At 59.5% G+C, this 26,550-nt stretch carries 25 protein-coding genes; 15 read left to right on the forward strand and 10 right to left on the reverse strand.

What is annotated here, in order from left to right; all coding sequences use genetic code 11:
• Positions 1-12: 12 nt before the first annotated feature.
• Both AC4PS6_RS24220 and aroQ read right to left on the reverse strand, forming a co-directional pair.
• The gene (locus tag AC4PS6_RS24220; protein WP_014720035.1) at positions 13-861 is read right to left on the reverse strand and encodes a shikimate dehydrogenase; all 849 of its coding nucleotides are present in this window, start codon (positions 859-861) and stop codon (positions 13-15) included.
• Positions 861-1,307 (reverse strand): type II 3-dehydroquinate dehydratase, encoded by a 447-nt coding sequence (gene aroQ, locus AC4PS6_RS24225; RefSeq protein WP_014720034.1) that lies wholly within the window; start codon positions 1,305-1,307, stop codon positions 861-863. Before aroQ ends, AC4PS6_RS24220 begins: the two co-directional genes overlap by 1 nt.
• Positions 1,308-1,346: 39 nt before the next feature.
• Between aroQ and AC4PS6_RS24230 the strand changes: the two genes are divergently transcribed.
• From AC4PS6_RS24230 to AC4PS6_RS24240, 3 genes are all read left to right on the forward strand, one after another.
• Positions 1,347-1,574, forward strand: coding sequence for a hypothetical protein (locus AC4PS6_RS24230; protein WP_144269790.1), 228 nt, complete (start codon positions 1,347-1,349; stop codon positions 1,572-1,574).
• Positions 1,575-1,658: 84 nt separating this feature from the next.
• Positions 1,659-2,087, forward strand: a complete 429-nt coding sequence (locus AC4PS6_RS24235; RefSeq protein ID WP_019818036.1) for a DUF4160 domain-containing protein — start codon at positions 1,659-1,661, stop codon at positions 2,085-2,087.
• Positions 2,084-2,548 (forward strand): DUF2442 domain-containing protein, encoded by a 465-nt coding sequence (locus AC4PS6_RS24240; protein ID WP_032904163.1) that lies wholly within the window; start codon positions 2,084-2,086, stop codon positions 2,546-2,548. Before AC4PS6_RS24235 ends, AC4PS6_RS24240 begins: the two co-directional genes overlap by 4 nt.
• 55 nt (positions 2,549-2,603) lie before the next feature.
• On the opposite strand, the gene trmA is transcribed toward AC4PS6_RS24240, so the two are convergent.
• Positions 2,604-3,683, reverse strand: a complete 1,080-nt coding sequence (gene trmA, locus AC4PS6_RS24245; RefSeq protein ID WP_020301735.1) for a tRNA (uridine(54)-C5)-methyltransferase TrmA — start codon at positions 3,681-3,683, stop codon at positions 2,604-2,606.
• Positions 3,680-4,975 carry an NCS2 family permease gene (locus AC4PS6_RS24250; protein ID WP_492181041.1) on the reverse strand — a complete coding sequence of 432 codons (1,296 nt, stop codon included), beginning with the start codon at positions 4,973-4,975 and terminating at the stop codon, positions 3,680-3,682. The genes trmA and AC4PS6_RS24250 overlap by 4 nt, the downstream gene beginning before the upstream one ends.
• A 188-nt stretch (positions 4,976-5,163) precedes the next feature.
• On the opposite strand from AC4PS6_RS24250, the gene AC4PS6_RS24255 reads away from it, so the two are divergent.
• The 4 genes from AC4PS6_RS24255 (at position 5,164) to AC4PS6_RS24270 (ending at position 9,397) form a co-directional block, all read left to right on the forward strand.
• Entirely contained in the window at positions 5,164-5,610 is a 447-nt protein-coding gene (locus tag AC4PS6_RS24255; protein WP_032904795.1) for a DUF4879 domain-containing protein, read from the forward strand.
• A gap of 96 nt (positions 5,611-5,706) precedes the next feature.
• Positions 5,707-6,231, forward strand: coding sequence for a (2Fe-2S)-binding protein (locus AC4PS6_RS24260; RefSeq protein WP_014720030.1), 525 nt, complete (start codon positions 5,707-5,709; stop codon positions 6,229-6,231).
• A complete protein-coding gene (locus tag AC4PS6_RS24265) occupies positions 6,228-7,217 on the forward strand; it encodes an FAD binding domain-containing protein (protein ID WP_020301733.1) in 990 nt (329 codons plus the stop codon). The genes AC4PS6_RS24260 and AC4PS6_RS24265 overlap by 4 nt, the downstream gene beginning before the upstream one ends.
• Positions 7,214-9,397 carry a xanthine dehydrogenase family protein molybdopterin-binding subunit gene (locus AC4PS6_RS24270; RefSeq protein ID WP_336827043.1) on the forward strand — a complete coding sequence of 728 codons (2,184 nt, stop codon included), beginning with the start codon at positions 7,214-7,216 and terminating at the stop codon, positions 9,395-9,397. The genes AC4PS6_RS24265 and AC4PS6_RS24270 overlap by 4 nt, the downstream gene beginning before the upstream one ends.
• A 100-nt stretch (positions 9,398-9,497) precedes the next feature.
• Here the strand turns inward: AC4PS6_RS24270 and AC4PS6_RS24275 are convergent, their stop codons facing one another.
• Both AC4PS6_RS24275 and AC4PS6_RS24280 read right to left on the reverse strand, forming a co-directional pair.
• A complete protein-coding gene (locus AC4PS6_RS24275) occupies positions 9,498-11,990 on the reverse strand; it encodes a membrane-targeted effector domain-containing toxin (protein ID WP_258035784.1) in 2,493 nt (830 codons plus the stop codon).
• Between the two features lie 116 nt (positions 11,991-12,106).
• The gene (locus AC4PS6_RS24280) at positions 12,107-13,345 is read right to left on the reverse strand and encodes an MFS transporter (protein WP_198833186.1); all 1,239 of its coding nucleotides are present in this window, start codon (positions 13,343-13,345) and stop codon (positions 12,107-12,109) included.
• A 316-nt stretch (positions 13,346-13,661) separates the two neighbouring features.
• On the opposite strand from AC4PS6_RS24280, the gene AC4PS6_RS24285 reads away from it, so the two are divergent.
• The 3 genes from AC4PS6_RS24285 to AC4PS6_RS24295 are packed head-to-tail and all read left to right on the forward strand — an operon-like array spanning position 13,662 to position 16,287.
• Entirely contained in the window at positions 13,662-15,101 is a 1,440-nt protein-coding gene (locus AC4PS6_RS24285; protein WP_014720025.1) for a cytochrome ubiquinol oxidase subunit I, read from the forward strand.
• A 1-nt stretch (position 15,102) separates the two neighbouring features.
• The gene (gene cydB, locus AC4PS6_RS24290) at positions 15,103-16,110 is read left to right on the forward strand and encodes a cytochrome d ubiquinol oxidase subunit II (protein ID WP_014720024.1); all 1,008 of its coding nucleotides are present in this window, start codon (positions 15,103-15,105) and stop codon (positions 16,108-16,110) included.
• A 12-nt stretch (positions 16,111-16,122) separates the two neighbouring features.
• Positions 16,123-16,287: a DUF2474 domain-containing protein gene (locus tag AC4PS6_RS24295; protein ID WP_003194328.1), complete on the forward strand. Its 165-nt coding sequence runs from the start codon at positions 16,123-16,125 to the stop codon at positions 16,285-16,287.
• Positions 16,288-16,336: 49 nt separating this feature from the next.
• Here the strand turns inward: AC4PS6_RS24295 and AC4PS6_RS24300 are convergent, their stop codons facing one another.
• Complete coding sequence (locus tag AC4PS6_RS24300) at positions 16,337-17,461, reverse strand: methyltransferase (RefSeq protein WP_073452117.1); 1,125 nt, start codon at positions 17,459-17,461, stop codon at positions 16,337-16,339.
• A gap of 139 nt (positions 17,462-17,600) precedes the next feature.
• Positions 17,601-18,311, reverse strand: coding sequence for a helix-turn-helix transcriptional regulator (locus tag AC4PS6_RS24305; RefSeq protein WP_336827042.1), 711 nt, complete (start codon positions 18,309-18,311; stop codon positions 17,601-17,603).
• A 436-nt stretch (positions 18,312-18,747) separates the two neighbouring features.
• On the opposite strand from AC4PS6_RS24305, the gene AC4PS6_RS24310 reads away from it, so the two are divergent.
• The gene (locus AC4PS6_RS24310) at positions 18,748-19,524 is read left to right on the forward strand and encodes a ferredoxin--NADP reductase (RefSeq protein ID WP_336827041.1); all 777 of its coding nucleotides are present in this window, start codon (positions 18,748-18,750) and stop codon (positions 19,522-19,524) included.
• A gap of 41 nt (positions 19,525-19,565) precedes the next feature.
• Here AC4PS6_RS24310 and mscL read toward each other — a convergent pair whose 3' ends face one another.
• Positions 19,566-19,982 (reverse strand): large-conductance mechanosensitive channel protein MscL, encoded by a 417-nt coding sequence (gene mscL / locus AC4PS6_RS24315; protein WP_014720019.1) that lies wholly within the window; start codon positions 19,980-19,982, stop codon positions 19,566-19,568.
• Between the two features lie 287 nt (positions 19,983-20,269).
• On the opposite strand from mscL, the gene katB reads away from it, so the two are divergent.
• From katB to radA, 3 genes are read left to right on the forward strand one after another with little or no spacing between them, the layout of a single operon-like run.
• Complete coding sequence (gene katB, locus AC4PS6_RS24320) at positions 20,270-21,811, forward strand: catalase KatB (protein ID WP_020301753.1); 1,542 nt, start codon at positions 20,270-20,272, stop codon at positions 21,809-21,811.
• Positions 21,812-21,868: 57 nt separating this feature from the next.
• On the forward strand, positions 21,869-22,408 hold the full coding sequence (locus tag AC4PS6_RS24325; RefSeq protein ID WP_336827040.1) for an ankyrin repeat domain-containing protein: 540 nt from the start codon (positions 21,869-21,871) through the stop codon (positions 22,406-22,408).
• Between the two features lie 35 nt (positions 22,409-22,443).
• Positions 22,444-23,811, forward strand: a complete 1,368-nt coding sequence (gene radA / locus AC4PS6_RS24330) for a DNA repair protein RadA (protein ID WP_003194313.1) — start codon at positions 22,444-22,446, stop codon at positions 23,809-23,811.
• Between the two features lie 128 nt (positions 23,812-23,939).
• On the opposite strand, the gene AC4PS6_RS24335 is transcribed toward radA, so the two are convergent.
• Positions 23,940-24,308 carry a PilZ domain-containing protein gene (locus AC4PS6_RS24335; protein ID WP_020301754.1) on the reverse strand — a complete coding sequence of 123 codons (369 nt, stop codon included), beginning with the start codon at positions 24,306-24,308 and terminating at the stop codon, positions 23,940-23,942.
• Positions 24,309-24,482: 174 nt separating this feature from the next.
• Here AC4PS6_RS24335 and AC4PS6_RS24340 point away from each other — a divergent pair, with 174 nt between their 5' ends.
• Positions 24,483-26,549, forward strand: a complete 2,067-nt coding sequence (locus AC4PS6_RS24340) for a carbon starvation CstA family protein (RefSeq protein WP_014720014.1) — start codon at positions 24,483-24,485, stop codon at positions 26,547-26,549.
• The last annotated feature ends 1 nt before the right edge of the window (position 26,550 follow it).

Here is a 26,550-nt window from a genome sequence, read left to right on the forward strand (position 1 = left end):
GGGGTTGCATACCTAGATATTCATGCTCTGGAAGTGCGCCAGCATTCTGTCTGCATCCGCCACTTCGCCGCTGAACAACTCAAATGCCTTCACCGCCTGAAACACCGCCATATTGCCGCCATCCAGGGTACGGCAACCCAAGGCGCGCGCGTCGCGCAGCAGTTGGGTTTCCAGCGGGAAGTACACAATTTCCGCCACCCACAATTCAGCCCGCAACAACGCCGCAGGCACAGGCGTGCCGGGCAGCTTGGCCATGCCCATCGGCGTGGTGTTCACCAGGCCATCGGCCTCGGCCATGGCGTTTTCCAAGTGGCTGCCGACCTGAGCGCGACCGGTGCCGAACTGCTGGGCAAGGTTATCCACAAGGTCCTGGGCGCGAGTGCGGTCGACATCGAAGATGCTCAAGTACTCCACGCCTTCTGCCAACAGTGCATGGGCCACTGCCGCGCCCGCACCACCGGCGCCCATCTGCACCACGCGTTGGCGCGGCACGTTGTGCAAGTTGCGCCGAAAGCCTTCGGCGAACCCCAGGCAGTCGGTGTTATGACCGATGCGTTTGCCGCCCTTGAACACCACGGTGTTGACCGCACCAATACCCCTGGCCTCATCGGAGAGCTCATCGAGCAACGGCAGAATCGCCTGCTTGCACGGGTAAGTAATGTTCAAACCGGTGAAGTGCATCAACTCAGCGGCCCGTAGTAATTCCGGCAGGGCTTTGAGGTCCAGGTGCAGCGGCTCCAGGTCGATCAGGCGATACAGGTAGCGCAAGCCTTGGGCGTCGCCTTCCTGCTCATGCAGTGCCGGTGTGCGTGAGGCCTGGATGCCGGCGCCGATCAGGCCAGCGAGAATGCGTGGTTTCATTACGTGCGTCCCTTCAGCGTCAGGCTGAAATGTTCCAGGGCCAGGTGGTAGCCATGGCTGCCAAACCCGGCCAGCACGGCCTGAGCGATCGGTGACACAAACGAGTGATGACGAAAGGCTTCACGGGCATGCACGTTGGATAAATGCACTTCGATCACTGGCACTTCACTGGCCACCAGGGCATCGCGGATCGCGACCGAAGTGTGAGTCCAGGCCGCCGGGTTGATCACAATACCCGCGCAGCGGTTGCGGGCGCCGTGGATCCAGTCAAGCAATTCGCCCTCGTGGTTGGTCTGGCGAAACTCGATCTTCAGCCCGAGCTTGTCGGCGCTGCGACCACACAGGGTGGCAATGTCGGCCAGGGTTTCATGGCCATAAGTGGCAGGCTCGCGGGTGCCGAGCAGGTTGAGATTGGGGCCGTTGAGCACCAGCACGATGGGCGGCATAGAGGCTTCTCCACAGTTCTTATTGGTTGTGGAGTCAAAATGTACTGGTTGGTTAATTTGGTCAATGGATGGCTGCGGATATGTTCGGTGATCGAACGTTTAATCAGTGCAATTGCTGGATTACCGGCTGATGGGCATTCGGTTGAAGTATTGCGCGAGGTTGCTGAACGAGGCGGACTTTCGAGCATTGACCGGGTAGTTCCAGTTGTTGGCATCCCTGGTTACAACCCGGCATTCGCCGGGTTTTTTGTGCTTACTAATCTGTGAAACAGCTTCGGGAATAGGAGCCGGTTGTCGGGTGGCAGAGGGAAATTGTTACCTGACGGAAAATAACCTAACGGATGGGTTACGATGAGAGTAGGTGCTTACAAAGGCTATGTCATTTCGGTGTTTATCAGGGATGAGCATTGCCCGCCCCATGTGCATGTCAGGGGCAAGGGATGGGATGCGCGGTTTCGTTTCAGTTTCCTGGATGGGGAAGTTGAGTTGTGGGATGTAGAGCCTGAACGGAGGCGGCCACCCACAGCACTTCTGAAGGAGATACGCGTGGCGATCATGCAGCGGCACTACTTGGCGCGGGCACGCAGGATCTGGTGGGAAAAACTGCAGACGGTTTGCCTGGAGAATCATTCCTGGAATTGGGACGCTGGTGAGTTGGTTCCAGGATTGGTCATTCGACACGGCGTCTATGTCATCGCCAGCGCCAGGCACGATGTCGTAGCGCAACGGACTATTTTGAATCTGGTAAGAGCGCCAGATTGCGTGGGGATTAATTTATGAAACTCATAAAAGCCAAAGTCACACCTTATGTACCTCTCACTGAAGCCGACGTTGACAAGGCAATCGCCCGAGGACGCAGGTTGAAACGCCTGTACGCCAACGCCAGTAACGTACGTTATGAAAACGATTGCCTCTCCATTGGCTTCAGCGATGGCAGCCGCGTGGTGTTGCCGGTGGCTGGCCTGCCGGAGTTCGAAGGGTTTTCAGAGAAGGATTTCCAGCAGTTGGAAGTGACTTTCGGAGGCAAGGCGATTAGCTGTGAAGCGCAGGACCTGGATGTTTCGATCACAGGGTTGATCGCTACAAGCCAGCCGCTGATGGACCTGGCAACCAGCCTGGTGGCATCGCGCAATGGTCGCAAAAGCAGCGCGGCCAAGACCGCAGCGGCCCGGGCCAATGGCAAGAAGGGGGGGCGGCCACGCAAGGAAGTACCGCAGCCCCCAGAGAAAACAGACACTTGAATAACCAACAGGGGAACTGTAGGAGCGAGCAAGCTCGCTGCTACAACCCGCAGATTTATCGGCGGGTCAGCAACACACCCGACTCCATATGGTGCGTCCACGGGAACTGGTCAAACATTGCACACTGGGTGATCCGGTGCGTGTCGTGCAGTTGCGCGATGTTCGCCGCCAGCGTCTCCGGGTTGCAGGAGATGTACAGGATGTTGTCGAAGCGCCGGGTCAGCTCGCAGGTGTCCGGGTCCATGCCAGCGCGGGGCGGGTCGACGAAGACGCTACCGAATTCGTAGCTTTTCAGGTCGATGCCGTACAGGCGGCGGAACGGGCGCACTTCGTTCAGGGCTTGGGTGAGTTCTTCGGCGGAGAGGCGCACCAGGGTGACGTTATCCACGCCATTTTCATCCAGGTTGCTCAGGGCCGCATTCACTGAGGTCTTGCTGATCTCAGTGGCCAGCACCTTGCGCACGCGGGTCGCCAGCGGCAGGGTGAAGTTGCCGTTGCCGCAATACAGCTCCAGCAAATCGTCCGGGCGATCGCCCAGCGCTTCGTAGGCCCAGTTGAGCATCTTCTGGTTCACCGTGCCGTTGGGCTGGGTGAACGCGCCTTCGGGTTGGCGGTAGCTGAAGGTGCGCCCACCGACGTCGAGTTTCTCCACCACGTAGTCATGGCCGATCACATCGCGCTTGCCCTTGGAGCGGCCGATGATGCTCACATTCAGCTCAGCGGCCAATTTGTTTGCGGCGGTGTGCCAATGTTCGTCCAGCGGGCGGTGATAACACAGGGTGATCATCGCGTCGCCGGCCAGGGTGGTGAGGAACTCCACCTGGAACAGCTTGTGGCTCAGGGCGGCGCTGGCTTGCCAGGCGGCCTTGAGTTGCGGCATCAACTGGTTGATGCGCTGGCTGGCGATGGGGAACTCTTCGATGAGGATCGGCGTGCGCTTGTCCTCCTGGGAGAACATCGCGTAGTGGCGCTCGCCGCCTTCGCGCCACAGGCGGAACTCCGCGCGCAGGCGGAAGTGCTGCAGCGGCGAGTCGAAGACCTGCGGCTCGGGCGCGTCGAACGGTGCCAGCAGGTCACGCAGGCGCGTGACCTTGTCTTGGAGTTGAGCGGTGTAGCTTGCGGCGTCGAAAGTCATGCGTTGAACCAACCCAGCTTGATCACAAACAGGATCGACAGGATCACCAGTGCCGGGTTCAGCTCACGGTAGCGGCCCGAAAGCAGCTTGATGGCGGTCCAGGCGATGAAACCGAAGGCGATGCCGTTGGCGATGGAGTAAGTGAAGGGCATCGCCAGGGCGGTGATCACCACCGGCGCTGCCACCGTAATGTCGTCCCAGTCGATTTCGGCCAGGCCTTGGCTCATCAGCACCGCTACAAACAGCAAGGCTGGCGCGGTGGCATAGGCCGGTACGCTGGCGGCCAATGGCGAGAAGAGCAGCGCCAGCAAAAACAGGATCGCGACCACGATGGCGGTCAAGCCGGTACGGCCACCGGCGCTCACGCCTGCGGCCGATTCGATGTAGCTGGTGGTGGTCGAGGTACCCAGCAGGGAACCGGCCATGGCAGCGGTACTGTCGGCGATCAGTGCACGGCCCATTTTCGGCATATGGCCGTCCTTGCCCATCAGGCCGGCGCGCTTGGCGACGCCGATCAGGGTGCCGGAGTTGTCGAACAGGTCAACGAACAGGAAGGCGAAGATCACGCTGACCAGGCCGATGTCCAGCGCGCCCTTGATATCCAACTGCAGGAAGGTCGGCGCCAGGGACGGCGGTACTGAGGTCACACCGATGAACGGCGTGAAGCCCAGGACGATGGAGGCGACAGTCACCGCCAGGATGCCGATCAGCACCGCGCCGCGTACGGCCAAGGCTTCCAGCGCGACGATCAGCACGAAACCCAGGGTCGCCAGGATCGGCGCCGGTTGTTTCAGGTCGCCCAGGCCCACCATGGTGGCCGGGTTGCTCACCACGATACCGGCGTTATGCAGGGCGATCAGCGCCAGGAACAGGCCGATGCCGGCGGCAATCGCCGAGCGCAGCGGCAGGGGGATGGCGTTGATGATCCACTCACGAATGCGGAAGATCGACAGCAAGAAAAACAGCACCGCCGAAATGAATACCGCGCCCAGCGCCACCTGCCAGGTGTGGCCCATGTGCAGGACCACGGTGTAGGTGAAGAAGGCGTTGAGGCCCATGCCCGGTGCCAGGGCAATCGGGTAGTTGGCGATCAGGCCCATCACGGTCGAACCGATGGCCGCCGCCAGGCAGGTGGCGACAAACACCGCGCCCTTGTCCATGCCGGTCTCGCCGAGGATGCTCGGGTTCACGAACAGGATGTAGGCCATGGCCAGGAAGGTGGTGATCCCCGCGAGAATCTCGGTGCGCACATTGGTGTTGTGGGCTTTGAGTTGAAACAGCTTTTCCAGCATGCCGGCTCCCTGTGACGCTAGTGTGCGTCGTGATTTGTTGACCTCTAAGTCAAAGCACAAACTGCGCCAAACGCTTGTGGTTTCAGAGAGGATCGGAAAAAGCGGCGCATCATACCAGCAGCCGAGGCTGTGTGGCGCATGGGCTTGAGGCATACTGCGCCGACGTTCAACAGCCGGTCATCGACAGCATGAAAAAAGCCAACCCGTGGAGTCTAGCTCTGATCGCCAGTATCGGCCTGTGGCTGGGCGCAGCACCGGCGTGGGGCGCGACTGCACCGGCCTTGAGCGAGGTGCGGGTGTTCAAGGTGGAATCGGCCGACTGCAGCGAAGCGATCCCGGAGCGGGTCAACACCACCCAGATGTGCGAGCACCGCGGGCCCACCCAGGTCTCGGTGATGGAAGTCGGCCTGGGCAACAGCCCCATGGGCCGCTTTAACGGCGCAGAGTTGAATGGGCAACGCACAGCGGTGTGCCAGGTCGGCAACATCAGTGAGGCGTGCAACGGCGTGGGCACCTTGATGGGCTACATCTATGTGTTCGACCTGAACGTCCAGGCCCAGGGCTGGTTCGAATTCACCAATACCTCGATCAACCCACCGCAAAACACCCTGAAAGCCCAGCTCAATATCCGCTGATCAATCATCTTGAACGCTCAAAACACCCGGAAGTCGTACCCCTAAGACGGCGATTTTCCTGAACGCCGCGGATGTACACCAACCCGTGAGGTGTTTATGAGCGCGACCCCCCATGGCGCGGCGGCCCAGCCGTTCGTTGCCCACCCGATACGCCTGACACTCAACGGCCAGGCTCGCCAACTGACCGTGTTGCCCTGGACCACCTTGCTGGACTTGCTGCGTGAGCAGTTGGACCTGGTGGGCAGCAAAAAAGGCTGCGACCACGGCCAGTGCGGCGCCTGCACCGTGTTGCGTGACGGTAAACGCGTGAATGCCTGCCTGACCCTGGCCGTGATGTGCGACGGCGCCGAATTGACCACCATCGAAGGCCTGGCTGACGGCGACCAACTGCACCCCATGCAACAGGCCTTTATCCAGCACGACGCGTTCCAGTGCGGCTATTGCACCCCCGGCCAGATCTGTTCTGCCGTGGGCCTGGCCAATGAAGGCCGCGCCCACGACCGTGCGCAGATACAGGAATTGATGAGCGGCAACCTGTGCCGCTGCGGCGCCTACAACAACATCCGCGATGCCATCGAAGACGCGCTGCCGGCATGCCGTCGCCAGGGAGGTGAATCATGAACCCCTTCCACTACAGCAGGCCGACCGATGTGCAGCAGGCCGTTCAGATGAGCAGCGCCGCCTCGCGCTTTATCGCCGGTGGCACCAACCTGCTGGACTTGATGAAGGAAAACATCAGCCATCCCGAGCACCTGATCGACATCACCGGCTTGCCGCTGCATGACATTCAAGAAACTGCCGAGGGCGGCCTGCGCATTGGTGCGTTGGTGAGCAACGCCGACCTGGCCTGGCACCCGCTCATTGAGCAGCGTTACCCGTTGCTGTCCCAGGCCATCCTCGCCGGGGCGTCGCCGCAGTTACGTAACATGGCCAGTACCGGCGGCAACCTGTTACAGCGCACCCGTTGCTATTACTTTTACGACGCCGCGGTGCCGTGCAACAAGCGCCAGCCCGGCAGCGGCTGCCCGGCGCGCAACGGTTTGAACCGTATCCATGCGATCCTCGGCGCCAGTGAACAGTGCGTGGCCACCCATCCTTCGGACATGTGCGTGGCCCTGGCGGCGCTTGCGGCGCGGGTGCATGTAGAAGGACGTGGCGGTGCGCGGGTGATCGAGTTCGCCGACTTCCATCGCTTGCCAGGCGATGCGCCGCAACGTGACAACCAGTTGGCCGACGATGAGCTGATCACCGCGATTGAACTGCCCGCCGATCACTTGGCCCGCCACAGCCACTACCTGAAGATCCGCGACCGTGCCTCCTATGCCTTCGCCTTGGTTTCGGTGGCTGCCGCCTTGGAGCTGGACGGTGATGAAATCATCGACGCCCGCCTGGCCCTCGGCGGTGTGGCGCATAAACCCTGGCGTGACCGCGCAGTGGAAGCCTTGCTGATCGGCCGCACGGTCAGCCGCGAAACCTTCAGCGCCGCCGCCGACGCCCTGCTGCAAGACGCCGAACCGTTGGAACACAACGGCTTCAAGGTCAAGCTGGCGCGACGCGCAATCATTCGTGCCCTGAGCGACGCCGCCGTCGCAGGAGAACAGCCATGAGCGCCATCGGTAAACCCCTGGACCGTGTCGACGGTCTGCTCAAGGTCACCGGCCAAGCACGCTACGCCGGTGAATTTCCCGAGGACGGCCTGCTGCATGGCAGCGTGGTGTCGAGCACTATCGCCAAAGGCCGGGTGCTGCGCATCGATGCGTCCAAGGCGTTGGCGTTGCCGGGTGTGGTGGACGTGATCCATCACCTCAATTGGCCGAAAATCGCCAGCTATGATGAGGCGTTCGCCGATGCCGATGCGGCCGATGGCTCGCCTTTTCGCCCGCTGTATAACGACCGCGTACTCTACAGTGGCCAGCCCCTGGCCTTGGTGATTGCCGATAACCTCGAACTGGCGCGGCACGCCGGCTCGCTGGTGCAGATCGACTACGCGCCTGAAGCCTTCGAAACCGACCTGCTCACCCAGCAAGCGGCGGCGCACCCGTCGCCCCAGACCCCACCCAAACCGCGCGGCAACTTCGAGGCTGAATGGGCCGGTGCCGCAATCAGTCTGGACTTGCACTACAGCACGCCCATCGAGCACCACAACCCGATGGAGCCCCACGCCAGCACCGTGCTGTATCAGCCCGACGGCACCCTGCATATTCACGACAAAACCCAGGGCCCGCAGAACTGCCAGGCCTATGTGCAAAAAGTCTTCGGCCTGGATAAGAACCAGGTGCGCATCTTCGCTGCCTTTGTCGGGGGCGCCTTCGGTTCGGGCTTGCGCCCGCAATACCAATTGCCGCTCGCGGTGATGGCGGCCATGGCGCTCAAGCGTTCGGTGCGGGTCACCCTGACGCGCCAGCAGATGTTCACCTTCGGCTATCGTCCGCGCACCTTGCAGCGTTTGCAGATGGGCGCCGCCGCCAATGGTCGCTTGCTGGCGCTGGGGCATACCGCGATTGGCCAGACCTCGCGCTTTGAGGATTTCAGCGAGCACGTGGTGGAGTGGAGCGGCATGCTCTATCACTGCGACAACGTGCAATTGACCTACAAGCTGGTGCCGCTGGACGTCTTTACTCCGCTGGATATGCGCGCGCCCGGTGCGGCACTGGGCGTGATCGGCCTGGAGTGTGCCATGGACGAACTGGCCTGCGCCTTGGCCATCGATCCGGTGCAATTGCGCCTGATCAACTACGCCGAACGCAACCAGAACGAAGACAAACCCTGGTCGAGCAAGGCCCTGCGCGAGTGCTACAGCGAAGGCGCCGAACGTTTCGGCTGGAGCCAGCGCAACCCGGAACCGCGCAGCATGCGTGACGGCCGCCAATTGATCGGTTGGGGCATGGCCGGTGGGGTGTGGGAAGCCATGCAGATGAAAGCCAGCGCCAAGGCGCGCCTCGACGCCAACGGCACGCTCACTGTCAGCAGCGCCACCACCGATATTGGCACCGGCACCTACACGGTGATGACCCAGATCGCCGCCCAGGCCAGTGGCGTGGCCATGGCCGACGTGCGTTTTGTGCTGGGCGATTCGTCGCTGCCCACCGCGCCGTTGCAGGGCGGCTCGTTTACCGTGTCCTCGGTCGGTACTGCGGTGCAACAGGCCTGCGAAGCGCTGAATGCCAAGTTGCTCCAAATCGCCCGGCAGACATACCCGGTATTCAAGCACGCCGAAACGGTGCGGTTTGAAGCGGGCCAACTGCACGCCGGTGATGTGAGTGTGTCGTTGGCGCAACTGGTCAAAGACAGCGGTGAAGAGGTGCTGGAGGCGCAGGTTGACAGCGAGCCGGACCAGAAGCGCCAGGGCTATGCCTGCGCGACTCATTCGGCAGTGTTTGTGGAGGTGCGGGTCGACGAAGACCTGGGCACCATCAAGGTCAGCCGTGTGGTCAGCGCCATTGCCGCCGGGCGCGTGGTCAACCCCAAGATGGCCCGCAGCCAGATCCTCGGCGGCGTGGTGTGGGGCATCGGTATGGCCCTGCATGAAGAGACCCAGGTCGACCATCAACTGGGGCGCTACATGAACCACAGCCTGGCCGAATACCACATCCCGGTGAACGCCGATATTGGCGAGATTGACGTGCTGTTTGTCGAAGAACACGACGAGATCGTCAACGCGCTCGGGTCCAAGGGCGTGGGCGAAATCGGGATTGTCGGGGTGGCGGCGGCGGTGGCAAACGCGGTTTACCATGCCACCGGCAAGCGGGTTCGGGCGTTTCCGATTACGCTGGATAAGGTCCTCTGACGTAGATCATCAACCCACCGAAGGCTACCGTTTTTTGCACTTTCCTTGAGGCAGTATCAAAAAACGGTAGCTACTTACGGCCTTGTAGACGACCTGTTTTTCAAGGACGTTTCATTTCAATATAGATTTCCGTTTTGTCTCGTGATTGAGTGACAGAGGCTGGCGTATTGGCTGGGGCTTGCTCGACGCTCACCCCTGTTGCTCCCGTCAGTTGAGAGACTCCTCGAACAGGCGGTTCACCGTCATATGTAAACACATGCTCGTCGCCGACTCGTGCAACCCATTTTTCTCCGGGGTTAAGAGCCTGATCTCGCTCGATCACTTTGGTCGTATAGTAGTTCATATTTTTAATACGTGTGGTTTTTGGCTCTACCGAGGGCACATCAATCGCTTTGATACGAATACCCTTTTCACGCATTTTTAAGAGCAGATTTCTATTTGTATAGGGCCCATGCCCAGCATGCCCACGGTCAATGAGCTTCAAATTTTCCCGTAACGCGGGTGAGAACTCACCCGTCTCGAAAAACCTGTCCAGATCTGGCTGCAGGGCGTGTTCGAAGCCTTCTGAATACAACGTTTTAACCTCGGCACGCTGATAGTCGTCAGCATGGTCAATGAGAAATCGCAAGGCGGCAGATTCTGAATGGTTCTCACCAATGATCATCCCAGTCGACTTCTTGTATACGGTCTCAATAACCTGCCCTGGTCCCGCATCGCGAGGGATGTCTGAGAGGCTGGGAGGTTGTTTCGTTTTAGCTGTTTTATGATAGTTACTCGCATCTTTTTTCAATGCGGCATCTATTTTTTCTTTCGTCTTTGACGTTGAGGGTTTTCCTTCAGCGGGATAGTCGTAAGTGCCCGGGTCAAACTGTTCCGGTCCAGGAGTTTTTGTTTGCCACGGCCACTTTCCGCCAGGCCCATTAACCGGTTTCCAAGTGCCATTGCCGGTTGAATGCACCGTCATTACCGGTGTTTTGGTGTTTGGATCGATAATCTGAACATGACCATTACTGAGTTTAAAGCGGCCATCAATTTCGTAGACCCGGCTGACCCCATTGTCATCGGTTAGCCGAATCATCCATCGGTCTGTGCTTTGTGGCCCTTTGACTTGATAGATGCCCTTGGCGTTTGGTGTCACACCCTCAATCAGTTGTTCACCCTCTGCGATGGAGAAGTGTCTGATGTCAGGCCACTGAGATGGGCGCAGACGATTAGGGCCGGTTTCGGCATTGGGCGGCGTGGGCGCTGGCTCGGCGTCGCCTGACACAGGTGGCTCATGCGTCTCATTGGGCGTGGGCTCGGGTACGGTGGGCTTATTCTCTAGGGCTGGTCTGTTCGGTGATTGGGGTTCGAACAGGTTTTTCCTGGCTGGGCTGTTTGGTTTCAATGCAAGCATATCCGCCATATCTCTTGTCTCTTGCTTGGTCAATGGCTCATTTCGAATTGCCTTCGCCAACAAATTCCCTAACCCCCTGGCCTGGCCATAAAAAGGAACAAAACCCTGCGCAATATCACCGGCGCCTTTAAGGGCTGAATCCATGGTCGCTTTGTCGACGCCAAATACCTTGCCGATCTGATTGTTTTTGTTCAAATCGAGTAACAGCGCGCTAAAAGGGTTGTCTAGATAGCGCTCTACGGTATCCGCCGTATTTTTATTCACGCCTAGGGCTTTTAGCGCATCGCCAATACCGGAAAAGGGGTGTTCAAGATGAGTAAGAAGCTCTTCGTAGAGCCCCCTGATATCATCTGCGCCGACATTTTTTTCGACTTCTTCATAAACCCGTTTGTCAAACTCGCTCGGTGTCATCGGCTTTAAGGGCATGTGGCTGTTTAAGCCATTTTTGATGAAATAAGAATTCCCTTTATTGTCTGCACCTTGAAAGTTTCCGTACGCGTCATACTCGTAAAATACTTTTGTCCCGTCGGCCTGCTGTCCTGAATAAATCACGCTCCCGTCCGTACGGATGCGCTCTTCTTTAAGGTTCGTCAAACCGTTAACCGCAGCGGGTGGGGCGGACGCTTCCTTGTCCAGGCGCGCAAAGATATCAACGCGTTCAGTGGCATAAGGCCCAACGATGGCGTTGATATTGTTCTTTTTGAACTCAGTCATCGTATCAATGACTCGCTTTTTCTTTGCAGGAAGCCCCTCCACCGCAAAGTGCTCACTGAATGCTTCCAGCCACTGTGGATCGCCAGCCAGTTTTTTCAAACCAGCATTCATATCTTCAACAGTGTTGAATGTCAGAAAGGAATTGCCGGCTTTGTCTGGTATAAAAAGAACGATATTGGGGCCTTCGGGCACTGGCGGCACACGCTCAATGAACATGATGTCTTTCGCTTGCATTCCGTCTACCGCAAAGGTCTTGACTTGCACTTTGGGTAGGCCGGGTTTGCCTGGTGAAAGTATTGCCTCGGCCAGACGATTGACGTCAGGCGACAGCTGGCCGCTATTCAAGCCCTTCGTCACGCTTTCTATAAACGTGTCTTTGGTGGTCTTCAGCGTAAAGCTGTCGCGGGGGGCGTCCCAAGACTTGGGTGAGGTCGACGCAACATTGTTTACTTGAGGGGGGGCGCCAACAGCAGAGAAAGTCATGATCAGTAAAACCTTACGTATGGTGGTATGAATTCTTTGCAACACAGGATTCAACCTGTGCGGCTGTACTCCATATGTGTACTCAGCGTACGAACTCGTTCCACCACTTGTCGGTTCTAAGCCTTGCCCTCTCCCTCCGACACATGCATACGATCACGGTTGGCCAGCGTCGGGAACAGCTTGATCCACACCCCGGTCACCACCAAAGTGCCAACCCCGCCCATCACCACCGCAGGCACGGTGCCAAACCAATGGGCGGTAATCCCGGATTCGAATTCGCCCAATTGATTGGACGCACCGATAAACAGGCCATTGACCGCACTCACCCTCCCGCGCATTTCATCTGGCGTTTCCAACTGCACGAACGACGCACGGATCACCATGCTGATCATGTCTGCCGCGCCCAGTACCACCAGCACCGCCAGTGAAAACCAGAACGAAGTCGACAGGCCGAAGGCAATGGTTGCCACCCCGAACACGCCGACGGCGGTGAACATTACGCGGCCCACCTGGCGGTCTACCGAGAACCGCGCTAGCCACAATGACATCAGCAATGCCCCCACGGCCGGGGCCGACCGCAGCAGGCCCAGGCCCCAAGCGCCGGTCAGCAGGATGTCCTTGGCGAACACCGGCAACAGCGCGGTGGCGCCGCCCAGCAGCACGGCAAACAGGTCCAGGGAGATGGCGCCGAGAATGTCCGGGCGGCTGCGGATAAAGCGAATACCGGCCAGCAGCGAGTCCATCGTGGCCTTGGCTTTGTTCAGTGGGGTCTGGCGGGCGGGCAAGTTCAGGGTCAGCACGCAGGCAATCAGGTACAGCGCCACGGTGGGACCGTACACCCACACACTGCCAAACGCATAAAGCAGGCCGCCCAGGGCCGGTGCGACGATGGTTGCCAGTTGCTGGGCCGATTGCGAGGCGGCCACGGCGCGGGGGAACAGCGCGCTGGGCACGATGCTCGGCAACAGCGCCTGGGTGGTAGGCATTTCAAACGAACGTGCGGCGCCCAGCAGGAAGGCGAGGATAAAGATCATCTCGCGGGTCACGTTGCCGGTCAGGCCGCCGATGGCCAGGGACAAGGCAATGAGTGCCTGTAACGTCTGGCAGATAGCGGCGACCCGGCGCCGTTCATAGCGGTCAGCCACGTGACCGGTGTGCAGCATGAACAGTACGCGCGGTATGAATTCCACCAGGCCGACCAGGCCCAGGTCCAGGACGTTGCCGGTCAGCTGGTAGAGGTTCCAGCCAATCGCCACGGTGAGCATCTGGAAGCCGCTGGCGGTAAAGATCCGCGCCAGCCAGAACGCGATGAAAGGGCGGTGGTGACGTAACAACAACGCAGGTTCACTGGGCATCGGCAATCAGGTCGGCAACGGGAGAATGGCGAGATTAGCATCAAGCTGTAACAAATAGTTGCAAGAACTGAGCTGAGGCAAGCTGTCACGCGGCAAAAGACCACACAGTCCTACGGCAAAAATGGGACTACTCTTTCAACGATGCTTGATCCAGATCAAAACCTGCCCCGGGATTGTTCTGGCGGCTGAAAGGCCAGATTCCCCACGCGATGGGTAAAAAAAGAAACGAATTGAAATTCGCCACACTCCATATCCGTGGGGGCAGTGGGTGCAGGCTCCCAGCCAGCAGCCGGTATTACCTGACAGAGGAAGACTTATGTTCGGTTTGGAGGCGCTAGATCTCGCCCGAATTCAATTCGCGTTCACCATCTCATTCCACATCCTGTTCCCGGCGATCACCATCGGCCTGGCCAGTTACCTTGCGGTGCTGGAGGGCTTGTGGCTCAAGACCCACAACGACACCTACCGTGACCTCTATCATTTCTGGTCGAAGATCTTTGCCGTCAACTTCGGCATGGGTGTGGTATCGGGCCTGGTCATGGCCTACCAGTTCGGCACCAACTGGAGCCGCTTCTCAGACTTCGCCGGTGCCGTCACCGGGCCGTTGCTGACGTACGAAGTGCTCACGGCCTTCTTCCTCGAGGCCGGTTTCCTGGGGGTGATGTTGTTTGGCTGGAACAAGGTGGGGCGCAAGCTGCACTTCTTCGCCACCGTGATGGTGGCCGTGGGTACGTTGATCTCCACGTTCTGGATTCTCGCCTCCAACAGCTGGATGCAGACGCCCCAGGGCTTTGAAATCATCGATGGCCGCGTGATACCGACCGACTGGTTGGCGGTGATCTTCAACCCCTCGTTCCCCTACCGCCTGATGCACATGGCCACAGCGGCGTTCGTGGCCACGGCCTTCTTCGTCGGCTCGTCGGCGGCCTGGCATCTACTGCGCGGCAAGGACAACCCGGCGATCCGCAAAATGCTCTCGATGGCGATGTGGATGGCCTTGATCGTTGCGCCCATCCAGGCGGTGATCGGCGACTTCCACGGCCTCAATACCCTCAAGCATCAGCCGGCCAAGATCGCCGCGATTGAAGGCCACTGGGAAAATATCGGCAACGAGCCCACGCCGCTGATCCTGTTCGGCTGGCCGGACATGAAAGCCGAGAAAACCAAATACGCGGTCGAGATTCCGTACCTGGGCAGCCTGATCCTGACTCACTCCCTGGACAAGCAGGTGCCGGCGCTCAAGGAGTTCCCGCCTGAAGACCGCCCCAACTCCACCGTTGTGTTCTGGTCGTTCCGGGTCATGGTCGGCCTGGGGTTCCTGATGATCTTCACCGGTCTGTTCAGCCTGTGGCTGCGCCGGGGCGACAAGATGTACACGTCCAAACCGTTCCTGTACCTGGCGTTGTGGATGGGCCCGTCTGGCCTGATTGCGATTCTTGCCGGCTGGTTCACCACCGAAATCGGTCGCCAGCCCTGGGTGGTCTACGGGTTGATGCGCACGGCGGATGCCTCCTCCGGGCATAGCCTGACGCAGATGACCATTACCCTGGTGTTGTTCGTGGTGGTGTACTTCGCGCTGTTCGGTGCGGGCCTGGGCTACATGATGCGCCTGGTACGCAAAGGCCCCGTGACCCACGACAGCACCGAGCCAGCCCACGGTGGCCCTGGCCAGAAACGCACCCCGGCGCGTCCGTTGTCTGCTGCCGACGATGGCAGTGATAACGACCACGACCACATCCAGCACAAGGGGAATTGAGATGGGTATTGATCTTCCGCTGATCTGGGCCGTGATCATCATCTTCGGCATCATGATGTACGTGGTCATGGACGGCTTCGACCTGGGGATCGGCATTCTTTTTCCGTTTATCCCGGGCAAAGTCGACCGTGACGTGATGATGAACACCGTGGCGCCCGTATGGGACGGCAACGAAACCTGGCTGGTACTCGGCGGCGCGGCGTTGTTCGGCGCGTTCCCGCTGGCCTATTCGGTGGTGCTGTCGGCGCTGTACCTGCCGCTGATCTTGATGCTGATCGGGCTGATCTTCCGCGGCGTGGCCTTTGAGTTCCGCTTCAAGGCCAAGGACCACAAGCGTCACCTGTGGGACAAGGCGTTTATTGGCGGCTCGCTGGCGGCGACTTTCTTCCAGGGGGTGGCGTTGGGCGCCTTTATCGACGGTATTCCGGTGGTGGATCGCCAGTTCGCCGGCGGCTCACTGGACTGGCTCACACCCTTCACGATGTTCTGCGGCGTGGCGCTGATCGTGGCGTATGCCTTGCTCGGCTGCACCTGGCTGATCATGAAGACCGAAGGCAAGTTGCAGGAGCAGATGCACAACCTGGCGCGGCCATTGGCCTTCGTGGTGTTGGCGGTGATCGGCATCGTCAGCATCTGGACGCCGCTGACCCACCCGGAAATCGCGTCGCGCTGGTTCACCTTGCCGAACCTGTTCTGGTTCCTGCCGGTGCCGATCCTGGTGCTGGTTACCATGTACGGGCTGATCCGCGCCGTGGCACGTAATGCGCACTACACGCCGTTCCTGTTGACGCTGGTGCTGATTTTCCTCGGCTACAGTGGCCTGGGGATCAGCCTGTGGCCGAACATCATCCCGCCGTCCGTGTCGATCTGGGATGCCGCCGCGCCGCCGCAAAGCCAGGGCTTCATGCTGGTGGGCACGTTGTTCATCATCCCGTTCATCCTGGGCTACACCTTCTGGAGCTACTACGTGTTCCGCGGCAAGGTCACCCACGAAGACGGCTATCACTAGGAGGGTTGAAACATGTCCAAACCTTCGTTGCACGAAATTGAACAGGCCGAGAAGCAGCCATTGTGGCGGCGCCTGGGGTGGCTGGCGATGATCTGGACCGGCAGCGTGCTGGCCCTGTTTGTGGTGGCCAGCCTGATGCGCATGTTCATGAATGCGGCAGGCCTGAGCACGCACTGATACTCCTACGAAAAAGCCCTGCTTTTCTTGATCGAAAAGCAGGGCTTTTTTATTTACGCGCCTTGAGGATCACGAACTTGGGCGTGGCCGCTACTTGCTCGACACCACGGAACAGCCGCGCCAGCTTGCTGTGGTAGCCCAGGTGACGATTCCCGACGATGTACAAGGCGCCACCGACCACCAGTGCTTCGCGTGCCTGCTGGAACATACGCCAGGCGAGGAAGTCACCGACCACTTGTTGTTGGTGGAACGGCGGGTTGCACAGCACCACGTCCAGCGATTGCGCCTCCTGGCCGGCCAGGCCATCGTCGGCACGTACGCTGACGTCCCGTTCACCCAAGGCGGCTTGCCAGTTTTCGGCGGCCGATTGCACTGCCATATACGACTCATCCACCAAGGTGTAGTGCGCGTCGGGGTTTTGCAGGGCGCTGGCAATCGCCAGTACGCCGTTGCCGCAGCCCAGGTCCGCCACGCGGGCGCTGCCCAGGCTTTTTGGCAGATGCGGCAGGAAGGCACGGGTGCCGATGTCCAGGCCTTCGCGGCAAAACACGTTGGCGTGGTTACACAACTCGATGACCGGCGCATCCAGGGTATAGCGGGTCGGGTAGGGCGAGACCGCGGCAGGGCGCTGCTCGACGCTGGCGATCAGCAACCGTGCCTTTTTGACCGCCAATGAGGCGTGCATGGGCCCGATGTAACGCTCCAGCAATTCACCTGCGGCCCGGGGCAAATGCTTGACCATCGCACCTGCGATCACCTCGGCGCCGGGCGCCAGTTGCCCTTGCAGGCGGATCAGTTGTTCTTCCAGCAACGCCAGGGTTTTCGGCACGCGGATCAACACGCGATCGAACGGCCCGGTCGCGAGCTGGCTAGCCGGTATGAAGGGCACGGCATCGAAGGGCTTGCCGTTGCGCACCAGGTTTTTTTCCAGGCCCTGGGCGGCGAGGAACGAATCGCCGCTGGAGGTTACCTGTACCTGGCCCTGAAGGCTGGCCGCCAGGGCGCCGAAGCTGTCATTGAGGACCAGCACGCGGGTGGCGGCAGTGGGCTGTTGCGCGGCGAGGTGGTTGAGCAGGTATTCGTCGGCGGCATCGAAGGCTTGCAGCGGATCATTGTGTTGCTCTGGCTGACGAATCAGGTCGAGCTGGGCGAAAGGGCTGTCAAGCAGGGGCATGGCGGGGCAAGGCTCTGGGTAATCAGACGGACCGTCTGAGTGAACGGCGGGGGCCACGCGAAGCGCACCCTCAACACTCAGAATTGGCCGTAAATATTACGTTTTTTTCAACGCGATGACATGCTGTGTTTTGCGTGGGCTAAAACAGCCCGGCTTTAGCGGCACGCAGCACCGCCTGGATCTTGTTATGCACGCCCAGCTTCTTGAAGGTACTGCTGATATGAAAGCCCACGGTGCGCTCGGACAGGCAAAGAATCGCGGCAATCTCGGAGGCGGTCTTGCCCATCGCGGACCACTTGAGTATTTCTGTTTCCCGGGCAGTCAATTTGCTGGGCGCTTTGATCTCGGGTGCGTTGGCGTACTTGCGCGCGACCACCGCATGCATCACATGGCAAAGCCACAACACCTGGGCGGTTTTTTCGTAGAGCTCTGCAGGGGTGACCTTGCCCTTGCTGCGAACCAAGGTCAGCATTCTGAACACCCCCTGGAAATCATGCACAGGTTGGGTCCAGCCGAAATGCACTCCGCATGCCTGGGCCAACTCCCACAGCTGGGGGGCGTCAGCAAAGGTTTTTTGCTCCCAGAGAATGGGCAGTACCGAAGTTTTACAGTGGGTTACAACGGGGTCTACATCGAAGAAGTGTGCTTTTTTATAAATACTGAGCCATTCATTTGGATAGTTATTGAATAAAATTGGTTTTGTAGGGGGGCATTGTGATTGGGTGCTCATGGTAAAGGAGCAATATTCGAAGCCTAGTTCATAGGTGTGGTTTATCACCATCTCAAACACACTGGTGATTTCACTCTCGCCGTCCAGCTTGGGTAGCCGGGTATTATGCCAATTGACCATCGGTGACTCTCCATAGGTGTCTGTGTAACCTGGGTACGTCCTGATCTCCCAATGCAACTCGAAAAGAAGTGTAGGGTAAGTCCTACAACTGAGTTTAAAAAAAATTTTATCTACAGGGCTCGTTTAGTTCGCCGGTTTTGTACAAGACTCGAAGTTTTGTATAGGAGCGCTTGGCAGGGGCTTTTTTTTCAATGTTTTGAAGGTGGTATCAAAATGATGTCGCTGTAAGTGCCGTTGCTTCTGGTGAGGTATTCGGGGCACGTTAATAGCCAAATAGTTAGTTCCGGAGTGGAGTGCATGGTTGACCCCGTGATGGGCAAAAAACGTGCAGCCCAGCTGAGTATGCTTTGAGCGATTGCAAAGCCAGTACCAATCATCGGTGTTTGCGCGGGCTGTTTTGAGGGACACTAAAGGCCTGTGCAAAACGGAGCCCCCCATGACGGCCAGTGCTGAGAAATTTACCCGCCAGACCCTGCTCGATGTGCAATCGCTGACCCCCAGCCTGTTCACCCTGCGCACCACCCGCGATGCCGGTTTTCGTTTTACCGCCGGCCAGTTCGTGCGCCTGGGCGTTACCAAGGCGGATGGCAGCACCGTCTGGCGTGCCTATTCCATCGTGTCTTCGCCGTTTGACGAGCATCTGGATTTCTTTTCCATCGTGGTCCCCTGTGGTGAGTTCACCAGTGAACTGAGCCGTCTGAAGGTGGGCGATACCTTGCTGGTAGAGCGCCAGGCTACGGGTTTTCTGACCCTCAACCGCTTTGTCGACGGGCGCGACCTGTGGTTGCTGGGAACCGGTACGGGCGTCGCGCCGTTCCTGTCGATCCTGCAGGACTTCGAAGTCTGGGAAAAATTCGAGCGCATCATCCTGGTGTACAGCGCCCGGGAAGCCAAGGAACTGGCCTACCAGTCGCTGATCGACACACTGGGTGAGCGCGAGTACCTGGCCGAGTACGCCCACAAGCTCACCTACATTCCTATCGTCACCCGCGAGCAGCATCCGGGCGCGTTGAATGGGCGTATTACGGCCTTGATCGAAAATGGCGAATTGGAGCGGGCCGCCGGCGTGGAGCTGACGGCGCAGGATTCGCGCGTACTGATTTGCGGCAACCCGCAGATGGTCGATGACACGCGCCAGTTGCTCAAGCAGCGGGACATGCAACTGAGCCTGAGCCGACGGCCTGGCCAGGTGGCGGTAGAAAATTATTGGTAGAAAAAAGGCGCCTTGCGAGGCGCCTTTTTTGCATCCGCCGGCTAAAGCGGCTTGTTGTTCTGTGCCTTGAGCAGATCGCGGATCTCGCCCAGCAGCACTTCTTCCTTGCTCGGCGTCGGCGGCAGGCTTGGGGCCACGGCTTCTTCGCGCTTCAGACGGTTGATCGCCTTCACGCCCATGAAGATTGCAAACGCGACGATTATAAAGTCGATGATGCTCTGGATGAACTTGCCGTAGGCCAGGACAACAGCGGGTACATCACCTTGTGCTGCCTTGAGCGTGACGGCCAGATCGGCAAAGTCCACGCCACCGATCAGCAGGCCGATGGGAGGCATTATCACGTCGCCTACAAATGAGGAAACAATCTTGCCGAAGGCAGCACCGATGATGATACCGACGGCCATGTCGACCACATTACCTTTGACCGCGAAGGCCTTGAACTCACTGATCACGCCCATAGGTTATTCCTTGTTACAGTTGAGGAGGGTGGAGGTCAGTGTAATTCAGTCGAACAGCGCTTGCTCGACACAACTGTTAACACTGTCGGTTTTTATCGACACATCAAATCGCAAATAGTTTGCAAAGTGCCATCAATCGCGCGCGAATTAGCCGCTATTTCAGCGAGTTACCAGATTTTTTTCTTAATCGGGTCTGTGGGGTTTTTCTATTTATCTTCTGACTCGCAGGTCACTAGCCTCTGGCAAGCACAACTGAATGTGCATTAAAAAAACCAGAGGAAACCTCGATGAATACTCCAATCAGCCGCAGGCCCGTGTCGGCGCGCCACGCGCTGGCACTGGTGACCGCCAGCCTGCTTTCCCTCTCTGTGCAAGCCGCCAACCTGACCCGCGATAACGGGGCCAACGTCGGTGATAACCAGAACTCCCAGACCGCCGGCGCCAATGGCCCGGTGTTGCTGCAGGATGTGCAACTGATCCAGAAGCTGCAGCGCTTCGACCGAGAACGCATCCCGGAGCGCGTGGTGCACGCACGCGGCACGGGCGCCCATGGCACCTTCACCGTGACCGACAACCTCAGCGACCTGACCAAGGCCAAAGTGTTCGCCGCCGGTGAAACCACGCCGGTGTTCGTGCGCTTCTCGGCGGTGGTGCATGGCAACCACTCCCCGGAAACCCTGCGGGACCCACGGGGCTTCGCCACCAAGTTCTATACCGCCGAAGGTAACTGGGACCTGGTCGGTAATAACTTCCCAACGTTCTTTATTCGCGATGCCATCAAGTTCCCGGACATGGTCCATGCCTTTAAACCGGACCCGCGCACTAACCTGGACGATGACTCGCGCCGTTTCGACTTCTTCTCCCATGTTCCAGAGTCCACTCGTACACTGACCGAGTTGTACTCGGACTCCGGCACCCCAGCCAGTTACCGCGAAATGGACGGCAATGGCGTACATGCCTACAAGTTGATTAACACTAAAGGTGAAGTGCACTACGTCAAGTTTCATTGGAAGAGCCTGCAGGGCATCAAGAACCTTGATCCCAAGCAAGTTACCGAAGTACAAGGGCGTGACTACAGCCATATGACCAATGATCTGGTCACGCACATCAACAAAGGCGACTTCCCTAAGTGGGACCTGTATGTGCAGGTGCTCAAGCCTGAAGACCTGGCCAAGTTTGATTTCGACCCACTGGATGCCACCAAGATCTGGCCGAATGTGCCCGAGCGCAAAGTCGGGCAAATGGTGCTGAACCGCAACCCGGCCAATGTGTTCCAGGAAACCGAGCAAGTCGCGATGGCCCCGGCCAACCTGGTACCGGGTATCGAGCCGTCGGAAGACCGTTTGCTGCAAGGGCGGGTGTTCTCCTACGCCGATACGCAGATGTACCGCCTGGGCGCGAACGCCCTGCAGTTGCCGATCAACGCTCCACGGGTCACCGTCAACAACGGCAACCAGGATGGCGCGATGAACTTTGGCAAGACCACCACCGGTGTGAATTACCAGCCAAGCCGCCTGTTGCCGCGCGAAGAGCCTCAAGCCGCACGCTACAGCCAGGCGCCGCTGTCGGGCAGCACCCAGCAGGCCAAGATCCAGCGTGAGCAGAACTTCAAGCAGGCGGGTGACCTGTACCGTTCCTACACCAAGAAAGAGCGCGAAGACCTGATCAACAACTTCGGCGGCTCATTGGCCACCACCGATGACGAGAGCAAGCACATCATCCTGTCGTTCCTCTACAAGGCCGATCCCGAGTACGGCACTGGCGTGGCCAAGGTCGCCAAGGGCGACCTGGCTCGCGTAAAGGCGCTGGCGGAAAAACTGACTGACTGATTCGTTGGTTATGGTCGGCGCCTTCACGGGCGTCGACCTTTGGCAGGAGAACACCCTATGCGCATCACTATCGGTTTACTGATGGCCATGCTGGCCTTCGCTGCCCATGCCGAGTCCCCCGACCCGGTGGCGCTCAAGGCACAGTTGCAGGACTACTATTTCGACGCCGCCCGTCGTGGCGACCTCGACATGCTCAACACCTTCATAGAGTCCGGCTACGGCCTCAATGCCCAGGATGACAAGGGCTACACCGCATTGATCCTGGCTGCTTATCACGGCCAGGGCCCGTATGTGGAGCGTCTGCTCGATGCCGGCGCCGACGCCTGCGTGCAGGATAAACGCGGTAACACAGCGTTGATGGGCGTCATCTTCAAAGGTGAGCTGAAAATCGCCCAGCGCCTGTTGGCCACCGACTGCAACCCCGACCAACGCAACGGCGCAGGGCAGACCGCCGCCATGTACGCCGGGTTGTTCAAGCGCGTCGAGTTGCTGGGCGCGCTGCAAGCCAAAGGCGCCGACCTGAACGCCGAAGACCCCGTCGGTAACAGCGCTTCACGTTTGGCTAATGGCGAAATCCGGACCCCAGCGTCGCGCTGAGCTATCATCGCGGTTTTTCGGTTGGAGGTTCTCATATGGCAAAGGCCAAGCGCATGTACGGCTGCACAGAGTGCGGCGCGACCTTTCCCAAATGGGCGGGCCAGTGCTCCGAATGCGGCGCGTGGAACACCCTGACTGAAACCATGATCGAGAGCGGCGGTGCCGCGGCCCCCACCGGCCGTGCCGGCTGGACCGGGCAACAGGCGCAGATCAAGACCCTGGCCGAAGTCAGCGTCGAAGAAATCCCGCGCTTTTCCACCGCCTCCGGCGAATTGGACCGGGTGCTGGGCGGTGGCCTGGTGGACGGCTCGGTGGTATTGATTGGCGGTGACCCGGGCATCGGCAAGTCCACGATCCTGTTGCAAACCCTGTGCAGCATCGCCAGCCGCATGCCTGCGCTGTATGTCACCGGCGAAGAGTCCCAGCAGCAAGTGGCCATGCGCGCCCGGCGCCTGGGCTTGCCCCAGGACCAACTGCGGGTCATGACCGAAACCTGCATCGAAAGCATCATCGCCACGGCGCGCATCGAAAAGCCCAAGGTCATGGTTATCGACTCGATCCAGACGATTTTCACTGAACAACTGCAATCGGCACCCGGCGGTGTGTCCCAGGTGCGCGAAAGCGCGGCGCTGTTGGTGCGTTACGCCAAGCAGAGCGGCACGGCGATCTTCCTGGTCGGCCACGTGACCAAGGAAGGCGCACTGGCCGGGCCACGGGTGTTGGAACACATGGTCGACACCGTGTTGTATTTCGAAGGGGAATCCGACGGTCGCCTGCGCTTGCTGCGAGCGGTGAAGAACCGTTTTGGCGCCGTCAACGAACTGGGGGTGTTCGCCATGACCGACCGGGGGCTGAAAGAAGTCTCGAACCCCTCGGCGATTTTTCTCACCCGCGCTCAGGAAGAAGTCCCAGGCAGTGTGGTGATGGCCACCTGGGAAGGCACCCGGCCGATGCTGGTGGAAGTCCAGGCGCTGGTGGATGACAGCCATTTGGCCAACCCACGGCGGGTCACACTGGGCCTGGACCAGAACCGCCTGGCGATGCTGCTGGCGGTGCTGCACCGGCATGGCGGCATTCCGACCCACGACCAGGATGTGTTCCTCAACGTGGTGGGCGGGGTCAAGGTGTTGGAGACCGCGTCCGACCTGGCGTTGATGGCGGCGGTGATGTCCAGCCTGCGTAATCGGCCGTTGCCCCATGACTTGCTGGTGTTTGGGGAGGTGGGGTTGTCGGGCGAAGTGCGCCCGGTGCCGAGTGGGCAGGAGCGGTTGAAGGAAGCGGCCAAGCATGGCTTCAAACGGGCGATTGTGCCCAAGGGCAATGCGCCGAAGGAGGCGCCGCCGGGGTTGCAGATTATTGCTGTGACGCGGCTGGAGCAGGCGTTGGATGCCCTGTTCGAATAATCCGCAACACTGCTGAACACCTGTGGGAGCTGGCTTGCCTGCGATAGCGGCGGGTCAGCTTACCCATCCTTGTCTGATACACCGCCATCGCAGGCAAGCCAGCTCCCACCCTTGATTCATGTTGGCGGCTAGAGCTCCAGCAGGGCGCCCAACTCGCGCTCCAGTTCTTGCTCATCACCCAGGTTCAACTCAACGAACCTACGCAAATGGCTGATCGAGTCCAGATCAATGTGCTTGCACACAAAGCCCAATTGGCCCTGATCTTCATGGGTCAGCCGCGCTTGCATCTTTATATGCGTCTTCTGTTCCAGGCGTATGTCGACGTCAAAGGGCAGCGCTTTATTCCCCTTCCAGTCGTCAGGCCGTTCCACCAGCAATCCCTTGAGTGACAGATCCACCAGTTTCACCGGCCATTCGCTGCCGTTTTGCCGAAGTTCGGCCGTGGCATCAAAGGCGATTCGGCGAAAACGGCGACGTTCAGACGCATGTTCGGTCATGGTATAGCCCTCTGTGAATGGGAGGAGTGTAGCCCGGGGCCATCAAGGGGCGTTTATTTCGGCTTTTTTTAACGGTTGAAGGCTCTAGACCAACGTAGGGGGCTGGTCTTTAAGGCCAGTAGCGCTAAACTCGGGCTGGCTGTCCTTTCTGTCCACCCTGGCTGGAATATAAAAATGAAAAATAATAATAGCCTGCTACGCCACTTACCCTGGCTGGTGCTGGCAATTGTAGGAGCGTGCGCCCTGGGCGTAGTGGCCTTGCGCCGCGGCGAGGCGATCAACGCCTTGTGGATTGTGGTCGCTGCGGTGGCCATCTACCTGGTTGCGTACCGTTACTACAGTCTGTTCATCGCCAACAACGTGATGCAACTCGATCCCCGGCGGGCAACCCCTGCGGTGGTCAACAACGATGGTCTGGACTATGTGCCGACCAACAAACACATTCTTTTCGGTCACCACTTTGCGGCGATTGCCGGTGCAGGCCCGTTGGTCGGCCCGGTGCTGGCGGCGCAAATGGGCTATCTGCCCGGTACCCTGTGGCTGATTGCCGGGGTGGTGCTGGCCGGTGCGGTGCAAGACTTCATGGTCCTGTTCCTGTCCACCCGTCGCAACGGCCGTTCCCTGGGGGATATGGTGCGCGAAGAGATGGGCCGTATTCCCGGGACCATCGCGCTGTTCGGCTGCTTCCTGATCATGATCATCATCCTCGCGGTGCTGGCGCTGATCGTGGTCAAAGCCCTGGCCGAGAGCCCATGGGGCATCTTCACGGTGATGGCGACCATCCCGATCGCGATGTTCATGGGCATCTACATGCGCTACATCCGCCCGGGCCGCATCGGTGAAATCTCGATCATCGGCGTGCTGTTGCTGCTCGGTTCGATCTGGCTGGGCGGGCAGATTGCCGCTGATCCGGTGTGGGCCAAGGCGTTCACCTTCACCGGTATCCAGATCACCTGGATGCTGATCGGCTACGGTTTCGTGGCCGCTGTGCTGCCGGTGTGGCTGATTCTGGCGCCCCGCGACTACCTGTCGACGTTCCTGAAAATCGGCACCATCATCGCCCTGGCGATTGGCATCCTGATCACCATGCCTGATCTGAAAATGCCGGCTCTCACCCAGTTCATCGACGGCACCGGCCCGGTGTGGAAGGGCGGCCTGTTCCCGTTCCTGTTCATCACCATTGCCTGTGGCGCGGTCTCGGGTTTCCATGCGCTGATCTCCTCGGGCACCACGCCCAAGTTGCTCGCCAGTGAGAGCCATGCCCGTTACATCGGTTACGGCGGCATGCTGATGGAGTCGTTCGTGGCCATCATGGCGATGGTTGCCGCCTCGGTGATTGAGCCCGGCGTGTACTTCGCCATGAACAGCCCGGCTGCCATTGTCGGCACCGACGTGGTCACCGTGGCGCAAACCGTCAGCAGTTGGGGCTTTGCCATTACGCCTGAGGCGCTGTCGGCCGTTGCCCACGATATCGGTGAAACCACCATCCTGGCACGTGCCGGCGGCGCGCCGACTCTGGCGGTAGGTATCGCGCAGATCCTGCACAGCGTGCTGCCGGGTGAAAACACCATGGCGTTCTGGTACCACTTTGCGATCTTGTTCGAAGCGCTGTTCATCCTCACGGCGGTGGACGCCGGTACCCGTGCCGGCCGCTTCATGCTGCAGGACCTGCTGGGTTCGTTCGTGCCTGCGCTCAAACGCACCGAGTCCTGGACCGCCAACCTGATTGCCACGGCCGGTTGCGTGGCCATGTGGGGCTACTTGCTGTACCAAGGCGTGATCGACCCGCTGGGTGGCATCAATACCTTGTGGCCGCTGTTCGGTATCTCCAACCAGATGCTGGCCGGTATCGCGCTGATGCTGGCGACCGTTGTGCTGATCAAAATGAAGCGTCAGCGCTACATCTGGGTGACCATGTTGCCGGCTGTCTGGCTGCTGATCTGCACCACCACGGCAGGCTTCATCAAGCTGTTCGACGCCAACCCGGCGATCGGCTTCCTGTCGCTGGCCAAGAAATACAGCGATGCCCTGGCTAACGGCCAGATCCTCGCCCCGGCCAAGAGCATCGACCAGATGCAGCACGTGATCTGGAACGCTTACACCAACGCAACGCTGACGGCGCTGTTCCTGTTCGTGGTGTTCAGCATCCTGTTCTATGCGCTCAAAGTCGGCGTCGCTGCCTGGGGTAACAAAGAACGTACGGATAAAGAAGCCCCGTTCCAGGCTGTACCGGACGCGTAAA

It is taken from the genome of Pseudomonas sp. DW-iso17 (assembly GCF_058725345.1).